Below are 24,401 nucleotides of genomic sequence, written 5' to 3'. Positions count from 1 at the left end.
CTCATTAGCCTTCGTAAACAGATGGTTTTAACACTCCAATATACGGGAGGTTTCGGTAACGTTCGGCAAAATCCAATCCATAGCCAACAACAAATGCATCTGGTACTTCAAACCCAACATAATCTGCTTTGATGTCTGCTTTGCGGCCGCTTGGTTTATCAAGCAATGTCACAATTTTAATGGAGTTTGCTTTACGGTATCGGAAAAGCTCTACCAGATAACTCAAAGTTAACCCACTGTCGATGATATCTTCCATAATTAGAATATCTCTTCCTTCAACAGAAGTATCTAGATCTTTGATGATCTTCACTTCTCCAGAAGATACGGTAGACTTTCCGTAGCTAGATACATCCATAAAATCAAGCTCTAAATATGTATCAATGTGTTTGATCAGGTCTGCCATGAATGGAAGAGCCCCTTTCAAAACACCAATAGCCAGGGGAAATTTACCATCATAATCGCTGGTTAATGTTGCACCCAGTTCCTTCACTTTTAGCTGGATCTCTTCTTCTGAGATCAAAATCTTTTCAATATCTTGTTTCATGCTTTTGCTTGCCCCCTACAAATTTTCGTGCTGTCTATATTGTAATACAATGAGATCGCTGTTTGTCATATCAATTTCTTCAAAAACGGATTTTTTCAGACCTGGGATCCAGATGATTTGATGATCCGAGTCAGTGACGATCGGCCAGCTGTCTCTTTCTGCAAGAGGCACTTTTTTATCAATAAATATATCTTTCACCTTTTTTGATCCATTCATCCCTTTAAGTTTGATTCGATCACCGTTTTTTCGTGAGCGAATGATCAAAGGAAGACGAACATGATCTTTTTGAAGCAAGAAAAAATGGTTTCCGTTCCGTGCATCCTCCGGAACATGATTTGATACTAAGATAGACTGTCCATTCGGGAGAAAAAGTTCCTCGCCAAGCTCACCTTTTAAATGATGAGTATATGACTGATCTATGACAAGCGATCGTTCAAAGGTAAACATACAGTGATCATAAGATTTGACAGCTTGTAAACCTTTTGGCAAATCTAATGATCCAGACGGTTGATCAGTATGAGATAACCAGTCCAAAGTCCCTAGAATATGCTGGTTTGAAAACGCTGATTGAGTGTTTTCATAAAGATAGTTTAATATTAGTTGAATGCCTCTTCTTTGTAAAGGCAAAGGCAGGTCAAGCAAAGGCTTCGTTTTGATCTCAATTTGCTTAGGCGTTTGATTCGTAATGACTTGATGCATTTGATCCTTTGTTAATGCCTGCAAGTACTGCTCATCCTCAGTCAGCATGTCACTTACAAACTGAAAGCTTTCATGCACATGAGGTGCCTCTTCTTTTAACACGGGAAGAACGTGTCTTCTGATCCGGTTTCTCAAGTAGTCATCGGTGTGATTGCTTTGATCAATGACATAAGGAACTTGTTCTTTTTCGCATGCAGTGAGTACATCATCCTTAGAATATCCAATCAGCGGACGAATCAGCCACCCTTCTTGAAAAGGGCGCTTTGCTTGCATACCTGCGAGTCCTATTCCAACAGTCCCTCTTGTCAGCCTCATCACCATTGTTTCTACTTGATCGTCTCCATGATGTGCAAGCGCTATAAATTGAGCGTTGTACTGTTCCATCAATTGACGAAAGAAAGCATATCTGCACTCTCTTGCAGCTGCCTGTTTGTTTAAGCGGTTTTCTTTTGCATATTGGGTGACCTGTATACGAGCCGATTCAAAAAGGATCTCATGCTCTTTACAGTACGCTTCAACAAATGCCAAATCAGCAAAGGATTCTTCTCCTCTGAACATGTGATCTACATGGGCTGCAATCAGCTGAAAGGAACCTTTTCGACGTTTGTTTAGTTCATGCAGCAAGAGCATAGAATCTGGTCCGCCAGAAACCCCGACAATGACTGTCGTATTTTCAAGGAAAACATCATGTTTTTTCAAAAAAGATTCAATTCTATTCACAACTTCCTCCTCACAAAGAGCAGGTAATTTAAAGATATACATATCCTATCACTTTCATTAGCTCCAAGCAAAGAAGAAGCCTGCTTTTTTACAGCTCTATAATAGGAATAAAACCACATAGGCACAGTAAAGAGCGAGCACACTGCATAAGATGAGAATGGTTTCAAAAAGACCGCCTGATTTTTTGCGTACTGATGTTCTTTTCGCAGCAACAGCTCTTGATCGTGAAGGTGCGGCCTGTTGATGTTGGGGAACAGCTGGCTTTTGCCTATTTGGCTGTGATGGCTTCTTTTGTCGTGATTTTCTTGAAGCAAGCAATTGTCCTTCTTTCAACATCGCGCTTTTCATGTCTGCCGCTGATTGATATTTGCCTTGGAGAGCCGCTTTTAACACCCTCTCATATCGCTTTAATAAAGGATGTCCTTCAATCGCTCGATAAAGCTGCTTTTCTGGTTCTGCCCCTTTTTTAAATTCTTTTTTATAGGCACAGTTCACCATGACCATACTTAAGGCAAATAGATCATAAGAAGGTTCTGCTTTTCTTGTACCGAAACCCCAGTAGCCGCGGTCAAAAAACTCGGTGTATTCCTTAATCGCCCTTCCTGCCTTCGTTGTTCCTCCAACATCAATACATCGAATCGTAGCTGGGGGTCCTGAAACGATGAGATTATCAGGCTTCAAGTCACCGAAGATCCAGCCTTCCTTATGTAAGTGAGCAAGGTTAGACAACAGTTGAATCATGAGAACGACGATCCATTCATCGCCTTTTTGTTTCACAAATTCAAGCAGCAATGGACCTCTGACATACTCCATGACATAAAACGACCGTTTCTCTGACATTCCAGGATAAAGAGCATCATCCATATCATAAAAAGAAGGCCCCATGGTTTTCACAGGAGCCTTTGAAAAGGATTTTAATACATTGACTTCAGATGCAATGAGCATACTGTCATCACTCACTTTAAGGGCCACTTGTCCCTTTGGCGATTCGGCCAGATAAACCACACCGTTCGCCCCTTTTCCCAGCTCTTTTACAATGCGGTAATGTTGATTATGCCACTTTCCCTTTATCATTGTACCTAATGGGATTTTAGAAGCCGAATTCATCATGTTCTTCCTTCGCTTCAAGCAGCCCTTTTCGTGAACGAACTGATTTGAAATGCTGGAGTGCTTCTCGAATTGCTGGTCCTGTCGGTGTAATTCCTCCTGTTGTCAGCTTCGGGAAAATCGATGATAACGAATCGAACCGTGGCGTCCAGTTCAACACAATTTCTGCATCTGAGTTTTTCCCGGGAAATACACACATCCCAAACTGATTTTCACCAATTCTCGAATTTAGACTAATAGAGAGATCGATGAGTGCTTCTTTGACCGTTGGCAACTTCGGTTTCATACTTGCACTCGTATCCACAAGCACAAGCACTTGAAGATGAACAGTCTCACCGAGCTCGTCCACAACTTCCATCACTTCTCCACGCTTATCTGGGGGAAGTTCTTCAATTTCAGTATCTTTGCCAAGAATTTGCTGCAATTCTTTATTCACAACACCTTGTAACGTTTGCGTCATCGCCTTTTTTGTAACCATTTGTACGGTTTGAGACAATTGCTGAACGTAGACAACCTGATGAATGCCTCCGCCTGCTAGAGCAATCCCCTCTACTTCTTTCATCGCTTCATGATCGTGTCTGTTCTCTTCCATAATGCCAATGACATTGACTGTGATCCCTCGCTCCTTTGCCAATGCGGCAATCGCAAGTGGGTCTTCCCCATGATTTGAGCAGCCATCTGTAATCAGTAAGATTTGGTTTACGTGACCTTTTCGCATCTTCATTCCTCCTGGGATTGTAACTGAATGCTTATATCCCCATCATCGCCAGAAGAAATTCATATTATACGATATTTCAAGAAATCTCTTGTTTCTGGAGATAGAATGTACCTGTCGGAATGGATGCCCATTTTGGTGTATTGTGGTCGAGCCTAATGACGACAACCGTCATATCGTCATCGATTTGACCTGCTCTTGTGCGAATGACCTCCTCCATTAATAAATCAGCAATCTCTTGCGGATCTTCTGTTTTAAAGCTCTTCATTTTTCGTTTGACCCACAAATCATGATTTTCGATATGCTTTGGTCCTTCAAAGATACCGTCGCTCATCATGATAAGGAGATCTCCTGCCTTCATCTGTTCACTCACCACTTCTACTTCAAATTCATCAATAATGCCAATAGGCAAGTTGCTGGCCTGTACCTTCATCACTTGATCACCACGTTTAATAAAACTTGGGGTGGAGCCAATCTTGAGGAACTTACAGCTCGCATCCTGTAAATCAATGATGGATAAGTCTAATGTGGAATAGACTTCATCTGTTGTCCGTAAAGATAAAATGCTATTAATCGTTTTAATCGCTACTTTTTCATCAATACCAGACGCCAAGATTTTTTCTAACAGCTTGATCGTTTCATTGCTTTCAAAATGGGCTCTTGCTCCATTTCCCATCCCATCACTAATAGCTGCGGCATATTTACCTGCACCCAGCTCCATCATGCTGTAGCTGTCTCCAGATACTAATCCTCCGCCTTTCGCTGCATGTGCTACACCTGTAGACACTCGATACGATTTTGCAGAACCGAATACAACATGACAATAACCTGTTGGATGCTCCGCACACTGCTCTGCTTTGACTAAAACTTGTTCTTCTAAAATATCCGAGAGCATTGGAGCGATGATTTTTTCGCATTCCCCATGACCTTGGCAATAAGGAATTCTCATCTCTATATCAACATTTCCCTGTTCTAAGCTATAAATTTCAACTTGCTGAATTTCAATCCCAAAGTTCTGAAGTGCTTCTATCATCTGCTCTTCCTGAATAAAATGCTGCTCTCTTTCTCGTTTTATTTCCCGGGAAAAATCCTCCATGACTTGTGAGACACCCATAAGTTGTTCGGCCACAAGGCGCCTGCTGTCTTGGACCTTTTTCTTTAAGGTCTGATTTGCTTTATAGTAAGCTATCTCCTCTTCAATCAATTCTTCTACATGCTTTGATTTTGAGCAGTGCTGACTGAATTTCTTTTTCAACTTCCGGTTATGCTCGTACGTTTTTTCATCAGATTCATGCATAACTTGTTTCATGAGTTCATAGGTTGTATCAAAGTTCTGCACCCAGCATTTATTTTTCTTATAGCACGTTTGACAGGAACGTTCTGTGATCGTACTTAAAAAAAGATCTACATCCTCTTCCTGCTTCTTCTCCTCAGGAATGGATTCGTAAAATGTCGCAAAACTCTCAGACAGCGCATGAAATACATTAGAGAATTGATCTACCTTTTTTGCTGTCACGTCTCGTACTTTTCTGGCATATTGCTGCTGTTCCTGTACATGCTCTACCGTACCAGGAATATATTTTGCCACCTTGGACGTTACTGACTGTGGTGTGAGCAAAAACAGTGCAACTGCGATGAGTGATTCATATAGCGTTGTCATCAGCCCTGCTGACCCTTCACCGTAGAGGGAGATTAGTAAAGAACCCACAATCAAGCCGATGGCTGCTCCTGCTTTTTTCCCCTCTTTTAGTAATCCGCCTAATAAGCCCGAAAAGGCAAGCAGACTCATCTGATAAAGGTTGCCGATGTTGGCGAGACCAAGAATTAATCCAGTTACAACACCCACTGTACAACCAATACTCGCTCCTCCAATAAAGGCAAAGCTCAGCACTACATATCGTGACAAAATATGCTCTGCCTGCATTCCTTGAAATGTGATCCCAGCCAGACCTGTTAAAACTGAAGCGATTAATATCATAAAGCAAATAATTTCTTCAACCTTTAAGGAGTGTTTGATTTTCCTGACTGTAAAAATCGGCAAACTTTGAAGAAAAATCAGTGTCAAAATGAAGGCAAGTCCAGCTTCAACCCCTGCCATCACATAGTCATAGCTTTGAACCGCACCCTGCTCGAGGTATACAAAAGCTCCCCTTGTCATCAGCATTGAGAGCACAATCACAACTGGTAATGTTTTCACTGGGTCTTTGATGATGAATGAAACGACCTTTGACATGAGGAGGAACACGATCAATGACGCAAACACGAATAATGCATTTTGTGGTGAAATCGTCATCGCTCCAGCGAGTAAAGCAAGACAAGCAAGCATCGCTTTATCCCTTTTAATGAGCAGCATGGACCCAAAGAAAGGCAATGCAAACGGCATAATTTCAGATAAGATAAAGGCTCGTCCCAATAAAAAGCCCAGAACAACATAAATAAACCCTTTATAGAAAAAAAGAGAATGCGTATGATGAAGAAACAGGTTTTTCATCTTTTTTAACCCTGCACTGATTCTTTCAAACCCGGCTCCCGTTAAATCAGTTCTTCTTTCTAGTTTTTCCATCTTTTCATCCCCCACCTGATATTCGTTGCTTGTCATTATAGCGAAGGTGAAAAAGAAATTTTGTCAAAAGAAGTTGTCGTTTCCATAAAACGTTCGACGCTTTATTTGCCAAAAAGGCATACTTTCTTGAAAGTCGATGTCTTTCATCAGAATTTTACGAAAGCACAAAAAAACAGCTTTCCTATAGAAAGCTGTTTGGAAGATGACCCGTACGGGATTCGAACCCGTGTTACCGCCGTGAAAGGGCGGTGTCTTAACCGCTTGACCAACGGGCCTTGCTTATCGTTCTTTTTAAAAGGATAGCGGCGGAGGGGATCGAACCCCCGACCTCACGGGTATGAACCGTACGCTCTAGCCAGCTGAGCTACACCGCCATAATATAAAATGCGCTAATAAGCACAAGAACTATAATACAAAGGATTCGCTTGTCCGTCAATAGAAAGTTTTAAATTAAATGGCGAAATCACAAAAAACGTTGAATTTGTATTGAAAAAAAGCACCCGCTAAACAGCAGGTGCTTTGTTGTGAAAGATATATAGAAAGCAGCAACAAGTTAACCTCTTCTTGCTCCGCGTCCCCCACGTTTTGATTCCGTGTTACGTTTTAAAGATGTTAAGCGGTCTTCACTATCTTTTAAGAATTTGTTCATTTTTTGCTCAAACGATTCCTTCGGACGGAAATCATTTCTGCTCGGTCTTGATTGTTGTTGTTGAGGACGATCTTTTGCTTTTTTAATGGACAAGCCGATTTTACCGTCTTTTTCAACGTTAATCACTTTCACTTCAACTTGTTCACCGACTTTTAAATGCTCATTAATATCTTTTACATAGTTATCGGCTACCTCACTGATATGAACGAGACCAGTTGAACCGCCTGGCAACTCCACAAAAGCTCCAAAATTTGTAATGCCCGTAACTTTCCCTTGTAACTTGCTGCCAACTTCAATCGACATAAAAAAAGTGCTCCTCCTTAGACTTATAAAAAAATCTCATTTGTTCAATTATACATAAACTGAATTTTAAGTGTCAACAAGGCTAATCGCTCTTATTGCCCACATCAAAGATTTTTTCGCCTTTTTTAGACATATAATAGTCCCGTCGTGCCAGTTCGAGTACGTATTCTTTGCTTTTCAGCTTTTTGATTTCATCAGAAATATCTTCCTGCTTTGTTTGTAATTGCTTCAATTCTTTTTCAAGCGCAACCTTCTTCTCTTCTTTTTCTTTCAATGCAGACGATTGCGACCAGAGGGCACTTGTTACCAAAACAGCAAACATGAGCACAATGACTCCAAACACCGTAAGCCTTCTAAGGAGTCCCCGGCGTTTGCGTTTTAGGCGCTGCGCTTGCTGTTCCATTTGTTTTTGATAATCATTTTGAATTTGTGCGATATTTCTTTTTCTCTCGTTCAAGGATGAAGGCCTCCTCTCTTACTTTGTCCAGAATTGTTTCCATTTCGTTTTCATGGTACGAGATACTTTCTTGATCCCTTGTAAAATTCCTGCTCCTTTTGAGAAAAACAACCTCATTGATGTTCGCCATTTTTCGGGAATTCGATGAATAATGGTTACATTGAGTAACCAAATAAGCGGATAACAAACAATATACAGCAACTTCCACACGAGTCGAAACGCAAAACGAACAAGGCGTAAGAGCGAGTGGAACAAGAACAGAAGAGCACTTATGATCAAACCAACGATCCAGCGAATGGGCTGGAAAACCATCGACATGATCAGCCTTTTCAGGACGAGAACAGTCTGATAAATACACCTCATCACAAACTTGAGGATGTTCATATACAGCTGTTTCATCAATGCCTGGTACATCGAGAAACCTAAAGCAACAGCTAGAAAAATATAAAGCCTGAATTCTCCCTCATTGGTCAGCAGCAGGACATAAAAGAATAAGAGACCCTGCACCACCCAAAAAAGGAGGTCGTGAATGGCCAGCAGCCATTTTGCTGTTTTTTCCCGGTTCACAAACAGCTTGTACGTATCCAGCGATGCGCCCAGCCAGATGCCCATCGCCGCCATCGAAAGCATCGTATAAAACTGGACCGTCAGTGTCATTTAAACAGCTTGCTAAAAAATCCTTTAGCTTTCTCCCCGTGCTGCTCATCTACATAGATTAAGTCAAAGACACGCCCTTTAATGGACACAACACCCTTTTCTACATCTAAGTTTTTCATTTGCAGATTTTCTCCGCGAATGGCGAGGACTCCCATGACAGTCTCAAGCAGAAATTCTTCATTATCAAAGCTCTCGACTTGTTTGACCCCGGTAATATCTAAATGCTTTCTGTTGCGCATTGTGACATGATGCTCGGCTTCTGATGACAACTTCGTGCCTTGAGGTTGATTATAATATTGATTCATTTATACATCCCCCATATCTCATACTTGCATTGTTACTGCATTGTATGTGACAGGCGGGACATTTAGAACAAGCCCTATTCTGCTGTTTTCTCTTCTTTTAGCACGGTATACATGCCAGCAGCTTCTTCTTTTTTCGTTGTGTCTTTTAACTCGTTGACTTGAACGGTCACAAGCTTTTGGCCGAAGCGGATTTGAAGCTCGTCCCCTTCTTTCACGTCAGAGCTGGCTTTCGCCTGCGTGCCATTAATGGAAATTCTCCCTTGATCGGCTACTTCTTTTGCCAATGTTCTTCTTTTGATTAAACGAGACACTTTTAAGAATTTATCTAGTCTCATGTATGTTCACCTCTTTCTATGCGTTTGGCATCGTTCCACAGATCGTCCATTTCTTCTAGGGTCAAGTCCTCTAGTGAACGCCCTATGTCCTTTGCCTTTTGTTCGATATGCTGAAAGCGCCGCATAAATTTTGTGTTTGCAGAAGAGAGGGCGGTTTCAGGCTCTAGGTGATAAAATCTGCCGATGTTGACGAGAACAAATAAAAGATCCCCAAATTCATCCTTCATCTGCTTTGTTGCACCTTCATCCGTTTTCTCTGCCACTTCCACAAGGAATTCCTGCTTTTCCTCTTCGTATTTGTTCCAAATATCCTCTACTTCTGTCCAATCGAAGCCCACTTTCGCTGCTTTCTTTTGGAGCTTATAAGCTTTTGTTAAAGCTGGAAGTGTCGTTGGAATGGATTGCAAAATAGATGCTGAGCGCTCCGGTTTTTCCTGCTGCTTGATTTTTTCCCAGTTGGCGACGACATCTGATGCTTCAGACACATCCGTATCACCAAACACATGCGGATGTCGTCGAATCATTTTTTCTGTGACATGCTGGATGACATCATCCATTGAGAAGTAACCATCATCTTCACCAATTTGAGCATGGAGTAAAACTTGAAGCAGTACATCTCCGAGTTCTTCAACCATATGATCTGGATCGTCTTCATCTATGGCTTCCAGCAGCTCATAACATTCTTCAATTAAATATGGTTTGAGCGACTCATTCGTTTGTTTTTGATCCCAAGGACAGCCGCCAGGACCTCTTAATGTACGAATGACTTCACGGAAAGTGTCAAATTGTTGATAGAGTAGCTTTTCATCTTGGATTGGAGGCACATAAACACTCGTTAAGTTATTTATCGACACATCTCGATCAAGTTCAAATAAAGGAACACCTGTAATCTGTTCCTGACTGCTTCCAGCTGCCGTTACGATAAAGACTTCATAATCGTCAGGTAGCTTTTCCATGAGGGTCAGCTTCACATTCGAGGCTGTCATCTGATCATATACTTGACAGATCAGCACATGCTGGGTCAACTTTAGATCATCCGCTCTCATATCCCCTGCGTCAACGAATTGCAGCCCTTCAATTGGGTCAATCTGTAAGGAATTAAACGTCGCATCCAAAAAGCTTTGTCCACCAGCCACGTACACCTCAACCCCGCGCTCCTTCTGTTGTGAAACAAGAAGCTGCACTGTCTTTTCCGCTACAAACGGGTGACCTGGTACTGCATACACAATATCTTTCTCCTCAGCCTCTCGGAAGAGAATGTCTGTGATTTCCTCATACACTGCATCAAACTGATCATGCTTTTCATATATCTCATCAAAAAAGGTCAGAGACGGGACTTCCTGCATCAATTCTGCGGTGAGTGGATGATCCTGCGTTCTCATGTATACTTCTTTCGCCTGCTTCAGCTGCTTATATACACCGAGCGTCAGCTGATCCATGTCGCCTGCCCCAAGACCAACGACTTTAATCTTACCTGCCATTTCGATTCCCTCTCATCTGTTTAAAATATAAAATCTTTTCTCCTAATGGAATGAGTCTCCATTCCTCTTCCGTAAATACGTCTAGCTTAAGAATACTATATAAAAAGGCGAAACCACCAATAAAAACTGAAGTCAGGCTCTCTAAAACAGAAAACGGACGTTTCTCAAAGGGAATGACCCAAGAGAACAATGCCTGATATCCAATTAAAACAACGGCCATGAATGCTGCTGATAAAAGAATTTTCACTGGGAATAGCTCTCTTATTGAAATCCACCCTTTATGCTTCAAATACACCGCATTGAGCGCAGCGGCGGCGAGAAACCCACAAACAGTCGACCATGCGGCTCCATAAATGCCGAATAACGGGACAAGAGCCAGCGTCAGCCCCCATTTCACCAGTACACTGATCAGGACCACAATAGCCGGGTACACGGTATGTCCCAGCCCCTGAAGTAAAGCGGTTTGCGTAATCGCCATTGATGTAAAGGCAATGGATATGCAAAATATTTGCAGCGCATCTGTCCCTAAGTCATTACGAAAAAGCATAATGTTCACAGACGATAAAATACATATAAGCCCGACAGCTGAACCAATCCCCAGCACCGATGTTGCCTTAAACGATGTACGTACTTTTTCACGAATTGCTTCATGCTGACCTTTTCTTAAGGCCGACGACAAAAACGGAACAAGAGACGTCCCGATACTAATTGCAAACACCGTCCCGAGCTGCAGGAACGGCTGACCTCGGTCATATACGCCTTTTGCCGCCTTTGCAGCTGCTTCACTCAGTCCCTCACTGCGCAGTAGCGCATACAAGTGAAAAGCATCGATCATTTGCATCCATAGGATCAGCAATCCACTCACACAAATCGTCAATGTATACAGCACCAAACTCTTCAGCACATCTTTTTTCCGCAGTGTAGCCTGTTTTAATGTCTTGCTCGCTGACAACCGCTTCCGATAGGTCAGCCAAAGGAAAAGAAGCAAAAGGAGTGAAGCAGTACTTCCAGCTATAGAAGAGAACACCGCACCCGCTCCTGTTTCATAAAGCGAATAGCCATGTCTCACAAAATAGAAAGATAAAACAAGCAGGACGCCTACTCTGATGAGCTGCTCAGCCAATTGAGAGACCGCAGTGGGGAGCATCAGTCCATCACTCTGAAAAACACCCCTCAGCATCACGGTAAGTGGCAGAAATAGAAACACAAACGAACTCATCTGGATGAGAAGCATTAATTGACTGTCCGCCATGAGATTCGCAATTGTGCCTGCTCCTATATATAAACAAAGAAATAAGACCAAGCTCAGCAAAGTGATATACACCAAGGATACCTTTGTAATAATTCGGCGATTCTCCTCACCATGCTCGCTCAGGAGCTTGGACACCATCACAGGAAAACCAGTGGTGCCGAGCATGATCGCAATGCCAAGAAAGGGATAGACCTGCTGATAAATATAAAAACCTGTGTCTCCTACGATATTTTGAAAAGGGACACGATATACGGCACTCAGTACCTTTGATAACAAGCCTGCGATGGTTAAAATCACCGCACCTTGGAAAAGCCAATGCGGCTGATTCACAGCATTTTTCATGGATGACTCCTTTATGTTCAATCAAAAAATATACCTGCATTTAAACGCACTCATTATATCATAAGTGACTGGCAAGCCGTTTCTTTCTAAGGAGTAGACGATACATTCATTATTTTGTTTCATCCCATATAAAAAACGCCGACAAAATCAGATGATTTCATCGGCATTCTTTCTTTTTATCAAGATGATATAGAATTATTAGACCTAATGTTCCATTTGACGGGCTAAGAAGCCAGCTGCCGTTTCTGCCGCTTTATGCTCCACTTCTCCCATTGAACGCTCTTTAGAAAATAAAACGACGGCGCCAATTGGATCTCCGTTTGCAACAATAGGTGCAATGGTATAAGCTGATACATCATCATCAATACCATCCACAAGCTGAATTTCTTTCTTGCTGTCCTCTAATACAGAATTACGCTGATCCATTGTTCGTTCAAGTAAATCACTAATGGATTTGTTTAAGTACTCTTTTTTTGAACTGCCGGATACAGCAATATACGTATCACGATCACAGATGAGGATAGAATGACCCAAACTGTCGAATAAAGCATCAGCATATTCCTTCGCAAAGTCTCCTAGCTCACTAATCGGTGAATACTTCTTCAAAATGACTTCTCCATCGCGGTCGACAAAAATCTCAAGTGGATCTCCTTCCCGGATACGCAATGTTCTGCGAATCTCCTTCGGTATAACCACTCTACCTAGATCATCGATGCGGCGTACAATTCCAGTTGCTTTCATTCACTGCTGCCTCTCTTTCGTTTGATGATGTGTTGGGTGAATGGAACAAAAGCGTCCACTTTATGCAACATTCACCACTTGACCCTGAGATTAGTATCCGTCACATCAAACGTAATATACACGAGAGACCAACAAAATTTTATGAAGATGGAATGGTTTCTTTTTTCACATCTTGAAGACCTCGAAGCATACGAAGAACGACTTCAAGCCACTCCTCCGTTTTCTTGCCTTTTGTTTGGACAGAAATAATCAGCTTGCTGCCTTCCATGCCAAGACCGATATCACGTCCATATTGACTGCCAAGCTCAAATAATTTTTGACCATCGATGTCGCTGCTTGCTTTTTCATCGAGAGTGAGTCTGACAATGCCTTTCTCCATCTTGATCAACTCGACACGTTCCTGCATAGCGTACACCTTCATCGTCGCAATCGTGAACAAATCAGCCACTTCTTGCGGATATTCTCCGAATCGGTCAATCATTTCATCTTGAAGCTCTTTCCGCTCTTCTATTGATCCAATCGCTCTAAACTGTTTATACATCTCGATCTTTTGTTTGCCGTCAGAAATATAGCTATCTGGAATGTAGGCATCAATTTGGAGATCAATTTCCGGCTCGAATTTTTCTTGAGCAGTCGTATCGCCTCTTCTTTCTTCAATGGCTTCTTTCAGCATTTGAGAGTAAAGGTCGAATCCAACTGAATCAATAAATCCATGCTGCTGTGCACCAAGTAAGTTCCCTGCTCCTCGAATCGTTAAGTCACGCATCGCAATCTTAAAGCCTGACCCAAGCTCGGTGAATTCTTTAATAGCTTGAAGTCTTTTCTCTGCTACTTCAGAAAGCACTTTGTCTTTTCGATAAGTGAAATAAGCATAGGCCACACGATTCGAGCGCCCAACTCGTCCTCTTAACTGGTACAGTTGCGAAAGCCCCATTTTATCAGCATCGTGAACAATGAGCGTGTTCACATTTGGTATGTCTACGCCCGTTTCGATAATGGTTGTACTGACGAGTACATCCGATTCACCTTCTAGGAAATTAATCATTACGGATTCCAGCTCGTTCTCACTCATTTTCCCATGTGCGTAGCTTACTTTTGCGTCTGGAACAAGCATCGAGATTTCATCTGCTTTTCGTTCAATATCCTCCACTCGGTTATAAAGGAAGTACACTTGACCGCCTCTTGCCAGTTCTCGCTCAATGGCTTCTCTAACTAACGCACCATTGTACTCGACAACATAGGTTTGAACTGGGAAACGGTTCTCAGGTGGCGTTTCAATAACAGATAAGTCACGTACGCCAAGCATCGACATATGAAGCGTACGAGGTATTGGCGTTGCCGTTAACGTCAGCACATCAATATTGGCTTTCATTTGTTTAATTTTCTCTTTATGCGTCACACCGAAGCGCTGCTCTTCATCGATAATTAACAGTCCTAAATCCTTGTACACAATGTCTTTTGAAAGAAGACGATGCGTCCCAATGACCATATCAATCGTTCCGTTTTTCAGCCCTTTTAATGTTTCGGTTGTTTCTTTTCGTGTACGGAAGCGGCTAAGCTGAGCAATTTTAACAGGATAGTCTTGGAATCTGTCCATAATCGTGTCAAAATGCTGCTGCGCTAAGATCGTTGTTGGTACAAGCAGTGCCACCTGTTTCCCGTCAGCAATGGCTTTGAAGGCCGCTCGAATCGCCACCTCTGTTTTTCCATAGCCCACATCTCCACAAAGCAGACGATCCATCGGGCGCTCCCGCTCCATGTCTTGCTTGATTTCATGAATCGAGCGAATTTGATCATCTGTTTCTTGGTAAGGGAATGCCGATTCAAACTGGCGCTGCATCTCATGGTCAGGCGAGAAGGCATACCCTTTGCTTGCTTCACGTTCTGCGTACAGCTTAATCAGATCATCTGCAATGTCCTGCACAGATGATTCTACTTTTTTCTTCACGCGTTTCCAGTCGCTGCCGCCTAGTTTGTATAGCTTTGGTTCTTTTCCTTCTGACCCTACATACTTCTGCACCTGATCAATTTGTTCAACAGGGACATAAAGCTTGTCGCTTCCTTGATAATGAATATTTAAATAATCTTTATGAATGCCGCCAATTTCAAGCGTTTCAATTCCTAAATACTTACCGATCCCGTGGTTAATGTGCACCACATAATCGCCCACTTGCAGCTCTGAATAGCTTTTGATTCGCTCTGCGTTCGTCAGCTTTTGCTTACGTGCCTGCTTCTTCACACGTTTCTTGAAAAGTTCACCCTCTGTAATGACAGCAATTTTGGATAAAGGCAGTTCAAAACCTGTTTGCAGCTCACCTTGTAAAATATATACTTGCCCGCTGACAAGCTCAGCATCAGGTTTAGCAAGAGCTGCTTCAATGTCATAATCATGCAAGACAGATGACAGCTTCTCTGTCCGCTCTTCATCCGCACCTAAAAAGACAACCGTATAATTCTGCTTTTTGTAGCGTTCAATTTCACTTGCAAGCACATTCATCTGCCCATGGAAATTCTGCATTTGCTTACTAGATACATTGACGATATTTTGCGGATTGGTCTGCTGAACATGTCTCAAAAATAAGGAATAGTACAGAATCGATCTCGATTGCTGATTGAACAGCTCTTGAAATGGGAAGGAAAGGGCTAGATCATGCAGGATATTCCCTTCTTCCAGCAGACTAATTGTCCAATCTGCTTCTTCCTGTTCAAGCTGTTCTTCCATCTCCTGAATTCTGCTGATTTCATCTAGAATGATTATCGTATCCTGCGATGTATAATCTAGCAAACTAGCAGGCTTTTCATAGAAATAGGACAGATACTTCGTCATTTCTTGTGTCACAATACCTTCTAGCAGCTTCTCACGATCAGCAGAAATATTCTGATGGAGCAGTTCTTTTTGTTTATCCGAGTTGAATTTCTTTAAGCTACTGGCAAGACCTTCGTCAAGCTGTTCAATCGCTCTCACTCGTTCAGGCCCTCTTACAATCAGCTCTTTCGCCGGGCCAATCTTGATTTCTTGAAGTGTTTCCAATGAACGCTGCGTGTCAGAGTGGAAGGACCGAATAGAATCCACTTCTGTATCAAACAGCTCAATACGGATCGGGTGGTCTTCCGTTAACGCATAAATGTCAATAATTCCTCCGCGCACACTAAAGTCTCCGGGCGCAGCGACCATGGACGTCCGGTCATAACCGATTTGCACGAGTTGTTTTGAAAACGCCTCCAAATCAATTTCTTCACCAACCTTTAAATGGATCTGACTCTCCTTCCAGAGCTCAACAGGAGGAAGCATTCTACGCACTGCAGCTGCTGGGGTCACGACAATCGGATTTTCTCCATTCGCGAGACGATTCAATACATCAAGACGCTGCGCTCTAAGCTCCGGGCTTGCCACAGCAATTTCAGATGCAATGAGTTCATTGACAGGATAAAGAAGGACCGAGCGATCTGGCATCACACTTGCTAGATCATCTGTGACCTTCTGCGCTTGATATAAGTTGTGTGTCACAATAAACATCGGCCGCTTTAATTCGTCTGATATGGCGGCTGTAAATAAAGATCTGACGGAGCCTGATAGTCCGGCGAGCAGTTGTTCTTTTAAACCTTCCTTTAGCCCATTAAAAATGGACTGAAAATCATCACTTTGTTTGATAAATGATTGTATATTTTTCATTTGGCTCCTCCTCCCTGCTTGTTTAAAACAGAAAAACGCTTTGGTCTATTATCTACACCAAAGCTTTTTATTGAATAAAGGTATGATACTGATGGTAATCAGGATTTCTTTCGAGCGCCTCTTGGCAATCCTCACAAATGGTTTGGACATGTAAATCACCATTTTCCCTATAAGAAATCATATCGTTTCTTTCCTCATTTGTTAAGTGATGAAATCCAAGTGCTTCACTTTGGACAGCGGATTCATCTAGACTGCCAACCTTTACACCACAGTGCCGGCAGTAATAGTGCAAAGCCATACGTGATCCTCCCATGCTGAGATTTTATGATCAGTATGTGCTTTGCTTATCATTCTTATACCTTCTTGTTAAAATCATTCATCACTTCTAAAAATGGCTTTGTTAAAGCCGCTTCACAAGCTTCAACAGATGCTTGAATAGCAGATGAGATATCGGGCTGTTCTTCCTCTGAGAAGCGTCCTAGCACGTAATCGACGACCTTCATGCCGTTTTGTGGACGGCCGATGCCGATACGGAATCGGTCAAACTCTGGTGAACCTAAATGCTGAATCAACGATTTGATTCCGTTATGTCCGCCTGCACTTCCTTTAGTACGCAAACGAATCCGGCCCGTTGGCAAATCAAGATCATCATAGATGACCTTCAAATGTTCAAGGGGAATATCATAGTAATCCATCAGCGGACGCACACATTCCCCTGATAAGTTCATATATGTAAGAGGCTTCACAAGTAGAACCTTTTGCCCCGAAACAAACCCAGTTCCATATTGTCCATGGAATTTTGATTGATTTAATGGGATGTCCCATTTTTTTGATAATTCATCTATTGTCATAAACCCGACGTTATGTCTTGTTTTTTCATATTCTTTTCCTGGATTACCCAATCCAACGAACACAATCATGAAACCAATAACCTCCTTTGTCGCACATGCACACGCCTAAAAAATGAGCCAATGTGATTGCCTCATGCAAAACGTATGAATTCTTTTCATTCTAGCACAAAAGACGTAACCGCGGGAGGGTTACGTCTCTAATTGACCAGTTATTCTTCGCTGTCATCTTTTTCTTTAATGGCCTCAGGCTCTTGCGTTTCCTCTTCACTATCTGGCTCAGGAACCTCTGATTGCTGAGGCGGTAAGATCGAAGCAACAACTTCTTCTGGATCATTATTAATCTGATACGTAGACTGAACAGACAGATCACCAACTGTTAGTACGTCATTTACTTCTAAGTTTGTAATATCAGCTTCAATATTTTGCGGGATATCCTTTGGTTTTGCTGTAATGGATAGCTCAAATAGTGGCTGCTGAAGCACACCGCCATCCTTTACACCTTTGGATTCGCCAATGAGTTGTACAGGTACATCTGCGTCAATTTCTCGCTGTAAGTCGACCACTTGGAAATCAGCGTGGACAAGCTCATTTTTCAACGGATCTGTTTGCAGTTCTGTTACCATCACAGATTTTGTTTCACCGCCAACGTCTAATGTGATGATTGTGTTTTTTCCTTCATCACGTAATGTCTTTAATAAATCAATACTGTCTAATGAAACAGCAAGGTTGTCTGTATTTTTTCCGTATATGACACCAGGAACGTGTCCTGAATGACGGATTTTTTGCAGTGTGGAACGTTTGAAATCAGTTCTTTTATTTGCTTTTAAAGTTGCCATATTCAGCACCATCCTATTTCTTTTTTGTCACTACTTTCATAAATACCCATAACTGAATCATTTTAAACATGTTTGCCTTTCATTTATCACAGCAAAAAGACCCCAAGCTGATGCCTAGGGCCTTTTTCAATCAGAAAATTAGCTGAAAAGGTAGCTCACAGATTCTTCTTCATGTACACGGATGATGGCTTCTGCAAGCAAAGGCCCAACTGAAAGCGGAATGAATTTTCCAACTTTCTTGTCATCTGTTAAGTGAATACTGTTTGTCACAACTAATTCTTTAATTTTAGAGTTTGTAATACGTTCTACTGCTGGTCCAGACAATACTGGGTGAGTACAACAAGCATAGACTTCAGCCGCTCCATTTTCCACAAGTGCATTTGCAGCAAGTGTAATCGTACCAGCTGTATCAATGATATCATCGATGAGAATCGCCGTTTTGCCTTCAATGTTCCCAATGATGTTCATCACTTCAGCCACGTTCGGCTTCGGACGACGTTTGTCGATAATTGCGATTGGTGCTTTCAGGCGGTCCGCCATTTTGCGCGCACGCGTAACACCACCGTGGTCAGGAGACACAACAACGATATCATTCAAGTTTTTCTGTTCGAAATAGTTTGTTAAGATTGGCACAGCCATTAAGTTATCGATTGGAATATCAAAGAAACCTTGGATTTGCGGTGCATGAAGATCAAGTGCAATGACACGTGTAGCACCTGCTGTTTCAAGTAAGTTCGCAAAAAGCTTCGCCGTGATTGGCTCACGAGGTTTCGCCTTACGATCTTGACGTGCATATCCGTAATAAGGGATGACAATATTGACCGTTTTCGCAGAAGCGCGTTTTAGTGCATCTACCATAATGAGTAGCTCCATAATGTGCTCATTGACTGGCGCACTAGTAGATTGAATAACATAACAATCACAGCCACGGATACTTTCTTCAATATTGATTTGGACTTCACCGTCACTAAAACGTTTAACAGAGCTCTTTCCTACATCAACTCCGATACGATCGGCAATTTCTTTGGCAAGTTCAGGGTTTGAATTCAAAGAGAATATCTTTAAATTCGCATCAGCATAACGATTAGACATGGTAAACCTCCGGGTATTTGGATTATTTTTTATGAATATTTTTCACATAATCTTCTTTATTGACTTGTCTTGCTCTAGCAATAGACAATGCATCCTGCGGTACATCTTCTGTAACCGTTGAACCGGCTGCAACATATGCCCCTTTTCCGACAGTGACTGGTGCAACGAGATTTGAATTGCAGCCAATAAATGCGCCATCTTCAATCTTCGTTAAGAATTTGTTCTTCCCATCATAATTAACTGTAATAGATCCACAACCAAGGTTTACATCCGTTCCGACCTCTGCATCTCCAATATAGCTGAGATGAGACGCTTTGCTTCGGTCACCGAAAACTGTTTTCTTGATTTCGACAAAATTTCCGATCTTCACTTCATCGCCAATTTTCGACAATGGGCGAATATGAGCAAACGGTCCAATTGTCACATCTACCCCAACTTCACTATCGCAGACAACAGACTGCTTAATGACTGTCCGATCTCCAATTACGCTATCAACAATTTCAGTGTTCGGACCGATTGTGGCATCTGCACCAATCTTTACATTCCCTTTGATGACCGTCCCAGGATAAATCATTGTATCTTCACCGATGACTGCATCTGGTGAGATATACGTGTTCTCAGGATCAATCAAGGTTACACCATTCTTCATATGCTGATGATTAATACGTCGCTTCATGAATTGCTCTGCTTGTGATAGAGCGATACGATCATTGACTCCAAGTGTTTCTTCAAATTGCGGTGTTTGATACGCTGCAACCGTCTGTCCTTCATTCTTTAGAATTTCAATGACATCCGGCAAATAGTATTCACCTTGTGCATTTTCATTTGACACTTGCTCAATCACACGGAAGAGATCTTCATTTGAAAAGCAATAGGTTCCAGTATTAATTTCATTCACTTGACGTTCAGCATCATTTGCATCTTTATGCTCGACGATCTTTACCACAGCACCTGTTTCATCACGAAGAATACGTCCATAACCTGTTGGATCATCCGCGTGTGCTGTCAAAATCGTGACTTTCGCTTGTTGTTTTTGATGCTCGCTTAACATGGCTTCCATTGTTTCCGCTGTCAATAATGGTGTATCTCCACAAATGACAATGGTTGTTCCCTTTTCCTGCGCGAGGAACGATTTGGCTTGTTTGACGGCATGTGCTGTTCCCAGCTGTTCTTCTTGAAGTGCATATTCACTTCTGTCCCCAAGCTGCTTCTTGACGTCCTCTGCTCCATGACCGACAATCGTCACAAGCTTGGCTAAAGATAGCTTTAACGCTTGATCTGCCACATGCTCGACCATTGGCTTTCCGCAAACTGGATGAAGTACTTTGTATAACTTTGACTTCATTCTTGTTCCTTTTCCCGCTGCTAAAATCACTGCGAACCGCTTATCCATTGATTGGCCTCCAATATCCCTATTATCCATAGAAAAATATATCCTAAATAAGGACTGATTTCAAGGACACAAGAGGAAGTGCATTAATTTTCTAATGAACGGGAGACATAAGGAACAAGAGAAAAAACGCAAAAAAGACAGCATTTAAAAGAAAACATTCATTTTCTCTTAAAGCTGTCTTTTTAGGTTCACATATCTTTAAGAAGCTCCAGCTTCTTCATATTCAATCGTCTCTTCCTCTTCGCCTAAGCGATGATACTCATTTAAAACAGCATCTTGGATTTTACCCCGAGTGCTTGAATTAATTGGATGTGCAATGTCGCGAAACTCTCCATCAGGCGTACGTTTGCTAGGCATTGCAACAAACAAGCCATTGTTTCCATCAATCACACGAATATCATGAACAACAAATTCGTGGTCCAGCGTGATGGATGCAATCGCCCTCATGCGACCATCGGTATTCACGCGGCGTAATCTTACGTCAGTAACTTCCACAGTAGTTCACCACCTTTTCCCAATATAAAAGCATTAATTAGGTATTCAACGATTGTGGTGATTCTCCTGCTCTTTTTTTAAACTTTTTTTGAAATATCGGGATATTTATACATTTTTTGTCATTTTAATGACGGCGCTTACATCGGTTGCGTGAAAAAAGACATCATGACGATGCCTTTTCATACATATAATGAAACCAAACGGTCTCCAAAGAGATGGCCTGTTTATTTCACTAATGCCACAACTTCAATTTCTACAAGTGCATCTTTTGGAAGTCTGGCTACTTCTACACATGAACGAGCTGGCTTATGTGTATGGAAGTATTCACCGTACACTTCATTCACTTCAGCGAATTGTTCCATATCTTTAATGAAAACCGTTGCTTTCACGACTGTTTCAAAGGAAGCACCCGCTGCTTCAAGGACGGCTTTAAGATTATGAAACACTTGATGTGTTTGTTCTTTAATATCTCCATTCACAAAATCTCCAGCTGGCGTTAACGGAATCTGCCCTGAGCTGTAAAACATGTTATTGACGATAACCCCTTGAGAGTAAGGTCCAATGGCTGCTGGCGCGTTTTTGGTTTGAACAACTTTTGTCATATCAATCTCTCCCATTCAAATACATGTTTGATCAAAGCTTAAGCTTTCGAATGAAAAAACTCGTGGAAATTACCTTCATTAATCTCAATGATTTTCTGCTTCATATCAATGGTTGAAAGCTTTAAAAGCGATACATATTCATCGACAAGACGTTCATCTACGCCTTCATCTTCTAATAAAACACCGATCCCTGCAACATTTGCATTAAATTCCTCTAGAAGATTCATCATGCCATTAATGGTTCCGCCTGCTTTCATAAAGTCATCAATAATCAACACATTGGATCCTTTATCTAAGCTCCGCTTTGCAAGTGACATGGTTTGAATTCGGTTAGAAGAACCTGATGCATAATTAATACTCACAGTTGATCCTTCAGTTACCTTATTATCTTTTCTAACGATCACAACAGGCACATTTAAATAACCTGCAACAGAATAGGCAATCGGAATACCTTTCGTCGCAACAGTCATGACAACATCAATCGGTCGATCCGAAAAAATGGTCGCAAAAAGCTTACCGATTTTCGCAAGAATCGATGGATTGCCTAAAACATCAGTTAAATATAAATAACCGCCAGGAAGCACACGTTCAGGAGTTGATAATGCCTCTCCGATATCGTTGACGACTTCGTCTGCTTCTTTTAGATGAATCTTTGGAATATATTTCACTCCGCCAGCAGCGCCAGGTACAGTAAGTAAAGTCCCTATTCCCTGCTGTTCGAAGGTCTGTTTGATAATCGTTAAGTCTTCACTAATAGAGGACTTCGCAGATTGATATCGCTCTGCAAAAAAAGTTAAAGGTACTAGTACGTGCGGGTGGGTTAACAAATAATTTGTTAAGTCCACCAATCTGCCGCTTCGACGAAACTTCATGAACTTACCCCCAGAACCCGAATAATTTATGAATAATATAACTTAATATACGGATTTAATCAAGGGTATTTTGTTCGCCGATCATGCGGACAGCGTAAACCTGATCACAAAATCCTCTCAGTCCGTTATATATTCTTTGTACCTTCGATTCATATTGAATCAAGCCAAATACAGTTGGCCCGCTGCCGCTCATTAATACAGCATCTGCTCCGAAACGCTTCATCTGTCTCTTAATCATATCGACTTCCGGATACATCTTTAATGTCACAGATTCCAACACGTTACCGAGTGAGCCGCACATCTCTTTATAATCTTCCGCTTCAATTGCTTCAATCATACGCTGTACATTTGGGTGTTCTACTTTGCTTGCGTCATATTGTCTGTAGACCTCAGCTGTAGATACCCCAATCACCGGCTTCGCTAAAATCACCCAGCAATGCGGCGGTGTCGCAATATGCTTTAGTTTCTCTCCACGTCCTGTCGCTAGCGCTGTCCCTCCGTGTACACAAAAAGAGACATCTGAGCCGATCTCCGCTCCAAGCTCAGCTAGTTCATCTAACGTGAGATTTAACTTCCACAAACGGTTTAAGCCGCGAAGCGCTGCTGCGGCATCACTGCTGCCTCCAGCTAAACCTGCTGCGACGGGAATTGCTTTTGTGATGACAATCGATACGCCTTTTTGAATACCGAATCTTGTTTTTAATAATTTAGCTGCCTGATAAGCCAAATTCCGTTGATCATCTGGCACAAAACGATTATGAGATGATACACGGATTTCGTCTTTGTCCAGCTCCGTCAGCTCTAGTCGATCTGCAAGATCTATTGTTGTCATCACCATCTCCACTTCGTGATATCCATCCGGTCTTTTTCCATGAACATCAAGTGAGAGATTAATTTTTGCCGGTGCTTTTTCTAAAATACGCAAACATTTCACCTACTTCTCCATCTAAACATAAGTATCAATATTGTATCACATTTGATGGATCTGATGAATATTGGCTTTTGCCCCCAGCACACTCACTTTTTCAAGCAAAAAAGACCAGAGACACCCGAGGTATCCCTGATCATTTCTTTATCGTTGATTCTCTTCTTGAGCCATGTGCTGTTGAGCTAATTCAATGGCACGTTTGACCATATTTCCTGCGTCACGCGCACGAATCTCTCCCCAGCCTCCATTTTTGACGGTATCATAAAATCCAAGATCCTTCGCCAGCTCGTATTTGAACTCATCTGACATAATGCCTCGGCGTCTACCCAAACGAAACAGCCCCTTTGGTCGAGAATTCGAATCATCGCCACTCATTTGTGGCTTTCTTATTTTGCATCGATTCCTGCCTTTTACCCCTTTCAAATAATGGACAGCCTCCCATACAGAAAAAAGGCAAAACAAAAAGCAGTAAACAAAAAGTTCACTGCCCATTAATAGGCGACTGAGCTAGCGGTATCATCGAACGTTAATTCAACCGTCTCAGTCAGTATATCTGCATAACTGTAAGAAACTCTTTCAAACGAATTCTCATCTTGATCTAATTGAATCACAAAAACAGAAGGGTACGTTTCAGCTAAAATGCCCGAACGCTCAATTGTTTTTCGGCGGCCTCCGTTAGCCTTTAACGTCAAACGTTTACCTAAGTTACCATCAAGCGATCTTTTGATGTCGGACAAAGTCTTCGCCATTGCATCCACCTCACTGAGATAATTATACAACAACGGCCCA

General features: G+C 41.9%; 24 protein-coding genes, 2 tRNA genes and 1 pseudogene. All 27 read right to left on the bottom strand.

What is annotated here, in order from left to right:
- Positions 1-4: 4 nt before the first annotated feature.
- A complete protein-coding gene (gene hpt, locus M2353_RS20005) occupies positions 5-544 on the bottom strand; it encodes a hypoxanthine phosphoribosyltransferase (RefSeq protein WP_007496175.1) in 540 nt (179 codons plus the stop codon).
- Positions 541-1,963, bottom strand: a pseudogene (tilS, locus tag M2353_RS20000) (tRNA lysidine(34) synthetase TilS). The gene hpt and the pseudogene tilS overlap by 4 nt, the downstream one beginning before the upstream one ends.
- Positions 1,964-2,059: 96 nt before the next feature.
- On the bottom strand, positions 2,060-3,070 hold the full coding sequence (locus tag M2353_RS19995) for a serine/threonine protein kinase (protein ID WP_284725971.1): 1,011 nt from the start codon (positions 3,068-3,070) through the stop codon (positions 2,060-2,062).
- Positions 3,054-3,788, bottom strand: a complete 735-nt coding sequence (locus M2353_RS19990) for a vWA domain-containing protein (protein ID WP_284725970.1) — start codon at positions 3,786-3,788, stop codon at positions 3,054-3,056. The genes M2353_RS19995 and M2353_RS19990 overlap by 17 nt, the downstream gene beginning before the upstream one ends.
- A 76-nt stretch (positions 3,789-3,864) precedes the next feature.
- The gene (spoIIE, locus tag M2353_RS19985) at positions 3,865-6,348 is read right to left on the bottom strand and encodes a stage II sporulation protein E (RefSeq protein ID WP_024719363.1); all 2,484 of its coding nucleotides are present in this window, start codon (positions 6,346-6,348) and stop codon (positions 3,865-3,867) included.
- Between the two features lie 203 nt (positions 6,349-6,551).
- Positions 6,552-6,623, bottom strand: a tRNA-Glu gene (locus M2353_RS19980).
- Positions 6,624-6,648: 25 nt separating this feature from the next.
- A tRNA-Met gene (locus tag M2353_RS19975) sits at positions 6,649-6,722 on the bottom strand.
- A gap of 179 nt (positions 6,723-6,901) precedes the next feature.
- Positions 6,902-7,300, bottom strand: coding sequence for a S1 domain-containing RNA-binding protein (locus tag M2353_RS19970; protein WP_003217901.1), 399 nt, complete (start codon positions 7,298-7,300; stop codon positions 6,902-6,904).
- An 82-nt stretch (positions 7,301-7,382) separates the two neighbouring features.
- Positions 7,383-7,757 carry an FtsB family cell division protein gene (locus M2353_RS19965; RefSeq protein ID WP_007496186.1) on the bottom strand — a complete coding sequence of 125 codons (375 nt, stop codon included), beginning with the start codon at positions 7,755-7,757 and terminating at the stop codon, positions 7,383-7,385.
- Positions 7,758-7,775: 18 nt separating this feature from the next.
- Positions 7,776-8,414, bottom strand: coding sequence for a spore cortex biosynthesis protein YabQ (gene yabQ, locus M2353_RS19960; protein WP_284725969.1), 639 nt, complete (start codon positions 8,412-8,414; stop codon positions 7,776-7,778).
- Positions 8,411-8,719, bottom strand: coding sequence for a sporulation protein YabP (gene yabP, locus M2353_RS19955; protein WP_007496190.1), 309 nt, complete (start codon positions 8,717-8,719; stop codon positions 8,411-8,413). Before yabP ends, yabQ begins: the two co-directional genes overlap by 4 nt.
- A gap of 74 nt (positions 8,720-8,793) precedes the next feature.
- Positions 8,794-9,054 (bottom strand): RNA-binding S4 domain-containing protein, encoded by a 261-nt coding sequence (locus tag M2353_RS19950; RefSeq protein WP_008341839.1) that lies wholly within the window; start codon positions 9,052-9,054, stop codon positions 8,794-8,796.
- Positions 9,051-10,535 (bottom strand): bifunctional methyltransferase/pyrophosphohydrolase YabN, encoded by a 1,485-nt coding sequence (gene yabN / locus M2353_RS19945; RefSeq protein WP_284725968.1) that lies wholly within the window; start codon positions 10,533-10,535, stop codon positions 9,051-9,053. Before yabN ends, M2353_RS19950 begins: the two co-directional genes overlap by 4 nt.
- A complete protein-coding gene (locus tag M2353_RS19940) occupies positions 10,525-12,129 on the bottom strand; it encodes a putative polysaccharide biosynthesis protein (RefSeq protein WP_284725967.1) in 1,605 nt (534 codons plus the stop codon). The genes yabN and M2353_RS19940 overlap by 11 nt, the downstream gene beginning before the upstream one ends.
- A gap of 204 nt (positions 12,130-12,333) precedes the next feature.
- Complete coding sequence (spoVT, locus tag M2353_RS19935) at positions 12,334-12,870, bottom strand: stage V sporulation protein T (protein WP_007496196.1); 537 nt, start codon at positions 12,868-12,870, stop codon at positions 12,334-12,336.
- A gap of 139 nt (positions 12,871-13,009) precedes the next feature.
- Entirely contained in the window at positions 13,010-16,543 is a 3,534-nt protein-coding gene (gene mfd, locus M2353_RS19930) for a transcription-repair coupling factor (RefSeq protein WP_284725966.1), read from the bottom strand.
- 67 nt (positions 16,544-16,610) lie between these two features.
- Positions 16,611-16,841, bottom strand: a complete 231-nt coding sequence (gene fin / locus M2353_RS19925) for an anti-sigma-F factor Fin (RefSeq protein ID WP_003217967.1) — start codon at positions 16,839-16,841, stop codon at positions 16,611-16,613.
- Positions 16,842-16,896: 55 nt separating this feature from the next.
- On the bottom strand, positions 16,897-17,463 hold the full coding sequence (pth, locus tag M2353_RS19920; RefSeq protein ID WP_284725965.1) for an aminoacyl-tRNA hydrolase: 567 nt from the start codon (positions 17,461-17,463) through the stop codon (positions 16,897-16,899).
- Positions 17,464-17,603: 140 nt separating this feature from the next.
- A complete protein-coding gene (locus tag M2353_RS19915; protein WP_008341853.1) occupies positions 17,604-18,230 on the bottom strand; it encodes a 50S ribosomal protein L25/general stress protein Ctc in 627 nt (208 codons plus the stop codon).
- Positions 18,231-18,368: 138 nt separating this feature from the next.
- Positions 18,369-19,322 (bottom strand): ribose-phosphate diphosphokinase, encoded by a 954-nt coding sequence (locus M2353_RS19910; RefSeq protein WP_003217907.1) that lies wholly within the window; start codon positions 19,320-19,322, stop codon positions 18,369-18,371.
- Positions 19,323-19,344: 22 nt separating this feature from the next.
- Positions 19,345-20,715, bottom strand: a complete 1,371-nt coding sequence (gene glmU / locus M2353_RS19905) for a bifunctional UDP-N-acetylglucosamine diphosphorylase/glucosamine-1-phosphate N-acetyltransferase GlmU (RefSeq protein WP_284725964.1) — start codon at positions 20,713-20,715, stop codon at positions 19,345-19,347.
- 198 nt (positions 20,716-20,913) lie between these two features.
- Entirely contained in the window at positions 20,914-21,210 is a 297-nt protein-coding gene (spoVG, locus tag M2353_RS19900; protein ID WP_008357439.1) for a septation regulator SpoVG, read from the bottom strand.
- A 224-nt stretch (positions 21,211-21,434) separates the two neighbouring features.
- Positions 21,435-21,812, bottom strand: coding sequence for a 2-iminobutanoate/2-iminopropanoate deaminase (ridA, locus tag M2353_RS19895; RefSeq protein WP_046527604.1), 378 nt, complete (start codon positions 21,810-21,812; stop codon positions 21,435-21,437).
- A 38-nt stretch (positions 21,813-21,850) separates the two neighbouring features.
- Positions 21,851-22,684, bottom strand: coding sequence for a pur operon repressor (gene purR / locus M2353_RS19890; protein ID WP_007496210.1), 834 nt, complete (start codon positions 22,682-22,684; stop codon positions 21,851-21,853).
- A gap of 55 nt (positions 22,685-22,739) precedes the next feature.
- Positions 22,740-23,609, bottom strand: coding sequence for a 4-(cytidine 5'-diphospho)-2-C-methyl-D-erythritol kinase (ispE, locus tag M2353_RS19885; RefSeq protein WP_284726022.1), 870 nt, complete (start codon positions 23,607-23,609; stop codon positions 22,740-22,742).
- Positions 23,610-23,756: 147 nt separating this feature from the next.
- On the bottom strand, positions 23,757-23,942 hold the full coding sequence (locus M2353_RS19880; RefSeq protein ID WP_017366434.1) for a small, acid-soluble spore protein, alpha/beta type: 186 nt from the start codon (positions 23,940-23,942) through the stop codon (positions 23,757-23,759).
- A 161-nt stretch (positions 23,943-24,103) separates the two neighbouring features.
- Positions 24,104-24,361, bottom strand: coding sequence for a biofilm formation stimulator Veg (gene veg / locus M2353_RS19875; RefSeq protein ID WP_003217979.1), 258 nt, complete (start codon positions 24,359-24,361; stop codon positions 24,104-24,106).
- Between the last annotated feature and the right edge of the window lie 40 nt (positions 24,362-24,401).

Origin of the sequence: Bacillus aerius, from assembly GCF_029894105.1 — a bacterium.
GTDB classification, from domain to species: Bacteria; Bacillota; Bacilli; order Bacillales; family Bacillaceae; genus Bacillus; species Bacillus altitudinis.
This window is presented reverse-complemented; position numbering and strand designations above follow the sequence as displayed.